The 6,001-nt window shown below is 69.3% G+C and carries 8 protein-coding genes and 1 pseudogene; 8 read left to right on the forward strand and 1 reads right to left on the reverse strand.

The window, feature by feature from the left end:
• The 8 genes and pseudogenes from BN11_RS20815 to BN11_RS20845 all read left to right on the forward strand — a co-directional run.
• The coding region (locus BN11_RS20815; RefSeq protein WP_048695333.1) for a transposase at positions 1-479 on the forward strand (479 nt) is incomplete at its 5' end.
• 77 nt (positions 480-556) lie between these two features.
• The gene (locus tag BN11_RS20820; RefSeq protein WP_048700380.1) at positions 557-1,030 is read left to right on the forward strand and encodes a hypothetical protein; all 474 of its coding nucleotides are present in this window, start codon (positions 557-559) and stop codon (positions 1,028-1,030) included.
• Positions 1,031-1,058: 28 nt separating this feature from the next.
• Complete coding sequence (locus tag BN11_RS20825; protein ID WP_048700382.1) at positions 1,059-2,759, forward strand: sensor histidine kinase; 1,701 nt, start codon at positions 1,059-1,061, stop codon at positions 2,757-2,759.
• A complete protein-coding gene (locus tag BN11_RS20830) occupies positions 2,756-3,382 on the forward strand; it encodes a response regulator transcription factor (RefSeq protein WP_048700384.1) in 627 nt (208 codons plus the stop codon). Before BN11_RS20825 ends, BN11_RS20830 begins: the two co-directional genes overlap by 4 nt.
• Positions 3,379-3,552, forward strand: a pseudogene (locus BN11_RS25510) (hypothetical protein); the annotation flags it as partial. The gene BN11_RS20830 and the pseudogene BN11_RS25510, both read left to right, overlap by 4 nt.
• A 17-nt stretch (positions 3,553-3,569) precedes the next feature.
• A complete protein-coding gene (locus BN11_RS25515; protein ID WP_048700387.1) occupies positions 3,570-3,770 on the forward strand; it encodes a hypothetical protein in 201 nt (66 codons plus the stop codon).
• Positions 3,771-4,087: 317 nt separating this feature from the next.
• Positions 4,088-4,558, forward strand: a complete 471-nt coding sequence (locus BN11_RS20840) for a hypothetical protein (RefSeq protein ID WP_048700389.1) — start codon at positions 4,088-4,090, stop codon at positions 4,556-4,558.
• Positions 4,546-4,878: a hypothetical protein gene (locus BN11_RS20845; RefSeq protein ID WP_053084207.1), complete on the forward strand. Its 333-nt coding sequence runs from the start codon at positions 4,546-4,548 to the stop codon at positions 4,876-4,878. The genes BN11_RS20840 and BN11_RS20845 overlap by 13 nt, the downstream gene beginning before the upstream one ends.
• 23 nt (positions 4,879-4,901) lie before the next feature.
• Here BN11_RS20845 and BN11_RS20850 read toward each other — a convergent pair.
• Positions 4,902-6,001 (reverse strand): IS110 family RNA-guided transposase (locus BN11_RS20850; RefSeq protein WP_083433929.1); only part of this gene is annotated, 1,100 nt, incomplete at its 5' end.

Here is a 6,001-nt window from a genome sequence, read left to right on the forward strand (position 1 = left end):
CCAGCCACTCGCGCTACTTCTGGGGGCTCCGGCTGCACCTGGTGACCACCCTGCACGGGCTGCCCGTCGCGTTCGCGTTGACCGGAGCCAAGGCCGACGAACGAACCGTTCTGACCGACCTGATCGCCACCACCCCAGCTCTGGCCGGCGGCGGCCGGACCCTCATCGCGGACAAGAACTACTACGGTCGCGAGTTCGAATCCACCCTGGCCGCAACCGGATTCACGTTGTTGCGCAAAGCCCGGACCGGGGAGAACCCCCGACCAGGCGCCCAGTTCTTCAAACCCCTACGGCAAACCATCGAATCGGTGTTCGACACCCTCAAGGGCCAGCTCAGCCTCGAACGCCACGGCGGACGAACCCAAGCCGGCGTCATCGTCCGCGTCCTCCAACGACTCCTGGCCCTGACCACCGCCATCTGGCACAACGACCACACCAGCCAACCCGTCCTACGATCCCTAACCGCCTATGACCACTGACACCCCTTGGAATCAGTCGTCTAGAGGCCAACTCATGGGTTGGCGGCTTCGATGCCGCCCTGTTCTCGGGCATCGGCGTGGCCTCCCTCGTCATGGTCCTCGCCGTGTGGCGCGCCATGCGCCTCACCGGAGCCGCAGACGGCATCTTCAGCACTGTGGGGTTCGCCATGGCTCTGGTCGGCGCCACCGCGTGGTTCTGGGTCGCCGGGCACGGGCTGAGTATGTACACCTCGGTGGGCGCAGGGCTCGGTGATGTCACCGGGGACAGTGAAATCCAGGCAGCTTCACTCCAGGCGTCTTACCTGGCCGTCACGGCGGGTCTGCTCGTCGTGGGAATCGGCTCCATCGGCTGGAACCTCCTGCTCGCCACGTCAGGTCGGCGCTCGGGCCTGATCGGCCGCCCGTTGAGCGTGGTGTTCGGCGTGTTCGCCGCCATCCCGCTCTACCAGGCAGCCGTCCCCTTCGCGACCCCGTGGCCGATCCTCGTCGCCGTCCTCGGATCGCTGATCCTCGGCATCGCGCTGCTCGTGACGTCGCGGAAGCGGCGTTGATCGCGCCCGCCGATGTCATCATCGACCCATGACCCACGACGCGTTGGTCAGGACGAGCGAGATCGCGGTCACCGCGGTCGTGCTCGTCCTGGCAGTGCTCCTACTCGGGTCACTGCGACGAATGCCGCGCAACCGTCGGTGGCTCGTCGTGCTCGCGTGCCTGCTCCTGTATGCCGTCATCGTCGTGCCGGGTGCAGCCGTCCTGTGGTTCGCCGCCTTCCCGCTCCTCGCCGGCGTCTATCCCGACGGGGTGATGACCCCGCGGTGGTTGTGGCTGCCGGTGGGCGCCCTCGCCCTCGCGGCGGTCGGTGACCTCGCCACGGGGGGAATGTGGAGCGAGAGCCCGTGGTGGGCGCTGGTGGTCAACGGCCAGCTGGTGCTGCTCCTCGCCCAGGTCTACCGCTACCGGCGCCGGTCCTCGACCGCGGAGCGGGCAGCGGTGCGCTGGGTCATCCTTGGGACCCTGCTGACGATGGCGTCGTTCGAGGCCACCCAAGCCGCCTACGGGTCCATCGGGGAGGGATCGACCGGCTCGGTCGTCGCTGCCCAACTTGCCGTACTTCCCCTGTTCGTCGCGGTCGCCGTGGGAGTGCTCGCCCCGCGAGCGCTCGACGTCGACGAGTTCCTGCGGGCCACGGTGGTCTCGCTGGGCACCGTCGCTGCACTGGCCGCCGTCATGCTCTCCCTCAATGCGCCCGCGTGGGTGCGTCTCGTCACCGTCGCCGTCGTCGCAGCACCCGTCGCCCTCGGCATGCTCCACGTCGCCGACTGGCTCCTCTACCGCGGGCGTCCGGACCCCGACCGAGCCGTCACGCGGATGTTGTCGGCGCTCAACACCCCCAACGGCCAACACGACACGCCGAGCACCGTCCTGCACGCGTTCACCGGCGCGCTCTTCCTGGACCGCGGGCGCATCAGCGGCTCGTGGTTCGAGCCCGCCGAGCTAGGACCGCAGGCGCCGACGGCATCCGACTCCGAGAGCTTCCCCGTTCACTATCGCGGTGAGGTGCTGGCCGTTCTCGAGCTGCCGCCGCGGCGCGGCGAGAGCACAATGACGCGCCGCGACAGGCGAGTCGTCGACGGGCTGCTCGCCCAGGCCGCACCTGCACTGGATGCGGCGCGCACGGTCGTGGCCCTGCGCGAGTCCCGAGCCCGCACAGTCGCCGCCCGAGAGGAGGAACGACGCCGGATCCGCCGAGAGCTGCACGACGACCTCGGACCCACCCTGTCCGGCCTCGCGTTGAGCGCCGCAGCCCTGGCCACCCGGACCGGCGATCCCGAGGCCCGACAGCTGCACCGCGAGCTACGGATGGCCGTCGAGCAGTCCCGCGAGCTGGCCTACGGCCTGCGACCGCCGGTGCTCGACGACCACGGGCTCGTCGCGGCCCTCCACGACCGGATCGGCGGACCAGACGTCCGCATCGACGCACCCGACCACCTCGACCTGCCGGCCTCGGTCGACCTCGCGGCGCTGCGTATCATCCAGGAGGCCGTCACCAACGCGCGCAAGCACGGGGCCCCGCCAGTGCTCATCCGGCTGCGACTCGACGACGGGCACCTCAGACTGACGGTGAGCGACGCCGGCCCGGGGCTGCCCGCGGACGTGCGCCCCGGCATCGGGATGTTGTCCATCACCGAGCGCACCGACGAGGTCGGCGGCACCGCCCGCTACGACCGGGCCGCGAGCGGGTGCCACCTCCTCGTCGACCTCCCTCTGGAGGTGTCATGACCACCGTGGTCGTCGTCGACGACCACCCCGTCTTCCGACGTGGACTGGTCGCTCTGCTGGCCGCGTCGGGTCACGAGGTCGTCGGGCAGGCCCGAGGTGGCCTCGAAGCCCTCGAGGTCGTCGCGCAGGTCAGGCCGCAGGTCGTGCTCATGGACCTGTCGATGCCCGACGGGGACGGCTTCGAGGCCACGGCCAGGATCACCGCCGAGCACCCGGACGTCGCCGTCCTCGTCGTGACCCTGTTCTCGGATGAGGCCTCAGTCGCCCGGGCCCTGCACGCCGGGGCAGCCGGCTACCTCGGCAAGCACGCAGAACCCGAGCACCTCATCGCTGCTGTGGAGGCCGCCAGTGCCGGTGCGTTGTGGATCGGTAGCGGCGTCGAGCGACCCTCGTTCGCGGCGCGCCCGGGCCGCGATCAGGCGCCGCTGCCGGGCGGGCTCACAGCCCGCGAGCTCGTCGTCGCCGACCTGCTCGCACGGGGCCTGGCCAACCCCGCGATCTCCGCACGGCTCGGCCTGTCGACCAAGACCGTCGCCAACTACGTCAGCGCGATCCTGCTCAAACTCGCCGCCACAGACCGGGCAGATGCAGCGCGGATCATCCGCGCCCACCTCGGCCTTTGAGTCGACGACAGCTTCTGCAGGGGCATATCGACGTCACCGATCCCGGCCGGTCAGAGCCAACACCCTGCACCGTCCATCCCGACATCATCGCCGCCACAACCGAACTGGTCTACAACAGGGCGATCACGCTGAGCGGGATCCCGGCGTGGGCATACCGCTACCAGCTCGGGTCTCGGTCGGCCGTGGAGTGGATCCTGGAACGTACCAGGTCAAGACCGACAAGGCCTCCGGAATCGTCAACGACCCCAACGACTGGAGCCGCCAGGTCGGCGACCCGCGCTACGTCATCGACCTGCTGGCTCGGACCGTCACCGTGAGCCTCGAGACCATGCGGATCGTCGACGGCCTGCCCGCGCTCGAGATCCGCGACGACCAGCCGGGCGGGTAACTGCAACTCCCAGCGCCGGCGCGACGACGGCACCACACCCACGCGACGCGGATGAGTACCCCGACCTACAGACTGGGCGGTTGAACCAGCGGCACGCTGTCACTATCGACATCAGCCACCCGGCCTGGCAGAGAGGGAGGGACCCATGAACGAACGCTTGATCCTCGGAGCACTCGGGCGCGGAGGCATCGACGGCCGCCGCCTGGTCAACCACCTGGGCACGTCAGCCACCCCGTGGGTCTCCTGTCCGATGCGGTCGGCTCCGCGCTCTGGGCTCCGGTTCCGCGGGTCCCGCCGCCACGTAGGAAGAGGTGAGCATGGTGAATCCCTTATCGTTCATCGGTTCCGGGTTGCTTCGCGGCCTGATCTGCGCAGTGCTGGCCCAGGGTGTCGGCTGGGGTGTTGCCACGGTCTACCGGGCCATCGACGGTGACAGCGCTGCCGTGCTCGGGGCCGGGCTCATCGCCTTCGCCACCCTGCTGCTCATCGCTGGGCTATGGGGTGTGCTCGACGGGCGTCGCAGGCCGGACGGCGTGGTCGCTCATGGGTTGACCTGGCTGGTCGCCGGCGCCGTCGCCGGCGTGTCCATGGTCATTTGGATCGCTGTCATGGACGGCGCCTTCGCAGACGGCTTCGACGCGACAGTCTTGCTGAGTGACCTGGTCTCTGTCGCACCCCTTATCTGCGGACTCACCGCAGTGCCGGGCTTCGTCGGGTCACTCCTCGGCTCGACCCGCTCTCGGCTGCCTGCGACGAGGAGTTCGAGCAAGGCTCGATGGCCGGACTGAGCCAGCAGCAGCTGGCCACATTTCGGGATCGGTCCGTGCCGCAACCCACGGGCGCGATGCGCGATGCCGTGACCGTGGTCGACGAAAGGCGTCTGGACGTGCCGGGAACCGTAGTGTGTACCGCCTCCTCGGCCGCCGACTACCACTCCTACGCCGAACAGGGCATGTCCTTCCTCGCTGGCCTCCTGCACCACCGGAAGTTGACGCTGTTCGACCTACCGACCGGCCACTGGCCCATGTGGAGCAAACCAGCCGAACTCGCAGACATCATCGCAAAGGCAGCATCAGACCAGGCCTGGTCTCGTAGCGGGGAAAGGTGAGTCCTTTCGGCACCCCTCTGACGTCAAGAGGTGGTTTGGAGGGCTCTGGCCGTGGGGCTCTTCCTGGTCCGGGTGGCTGGGGGTAGCGTCGTGGGTGCGGGTCCGGGAAGTGGCTGATCCGAAGTGCCGGTGTGCGGATGCGAGCCGGCCGCGCTGGATATCTGAGACGCCCCGCAGTGCCCTCCCGGGCCCGCCTCTTCAGTGACCGCGAGGGTGGCGTGAGCGTCGGCGCGCAGCTGCCGATAGATCGCGTCGGAGATGCGACGCTTCAAGCAGCGCATTGCCTCGCGTCGGGTCTTGCCGGCGGCGATCTTGCGCAGGTAGTACGCCCGCCCCTCGGTCTCGAGACGGACCTGGGTAGCGGCGGCGACATGGATCATGTGGTTCATCCGCCGGTTCCCCGCGCGGGAGAGCCGATGCCGCACGATCTCTCCGGAGGAGGCCTCGATCGGCGCGGTCCCGGTCCACGAGGCGAACCGGTTCCGGTCGGCGAAGCGGGCGACGTCGCCGGTGTCGGCCAGGACGCGGGCGGCCACGACGGGTCCCACGCCGGGCAGCTCCATCAGCGTCGAGCCCCGGGCTAGGACCATGGTCTTGAGTTCCTTGGTGATCTCCTTGATCTTCTTCTCCACCACGACCAGCTCGGCCAACAACTCGACGGCCAGGCGGCGGCGGGTCTTGCCGACCAGGTCCCGCGGCCGTACCGAGGCCAGGAGCCGCTTGGCCTGACCTGTGGTGATGTCCTTCTTCGCCATGCCAGGTGTCAACTCGCCGAGGAGACGGTGGAGCCGGTTGTCGGTTTGGACCCTCGTGCTGGAGAGCTCGGCGCGTCGGTCGGAGAGCATCCGCAGCGCCTCGAGCTCGGCGTCGTAGGCGAGCACCCGCAACGCCTTGGTCCGCACCGCGACCACCGCCACCGCGTGAGCGTCGTGGGCGTCGGTCTTGCGGTTGTGGCCGGTGTCGAACAGCCGCGCCCGGGCCGAGAGTTTCGCCGGGACGTCGACGACGTGTTCGCCGTCGGCGAGCAGCCGTTGCGCCAGCGGACGGCCGGCGCCATTGCTGCCCTCAACCGCCCAGGTCCGCTCAGGCCAGGCCGTGCGAGGAATAGTCAAGACCTGTGGAT

It is taken from the genome of Nostocoides australiense Ben110 (assembly GCF_001050535.1).
GTDB lineage: Bacteria > Actinomycetota > Actinomycetes > Actinomycetales > Dermatophilaceae > Nostocoides_A > Nostocoides_A australiense.

Bases quoted from the DNA above. Each gene is read 5' to 3' on its own strand.
- BN11_RS20840 (WP_048700389.1), top strand. From the start codon at position 4,088: ATGGTGAATCCCTTATCGTTCATCGGTTCCGGGTTGCTTCGCGGCCTG.
- BN11_RS20825 (WP_048700382.1), top strand. From the start codon at position 1,059: ATGACCCACGACGCGTTGGTCAGGACGAGCGAGATCGCGGTCACCGCG.
- BN11_RS20830 (WP_048700384.1), top strand. From the start codon at position 2,756: ATGACCACCGTGGTCGTCGTCGACGACCACCCCGTCTTCCGACGTGGA.
- BN11_RS20845 (WP_053084207.1), top strand. From the start codon at position 4,546: ATGGCCGGACTGAGCCAGCAGCAGCTGGCCACATTTCGGGATCGGTCC.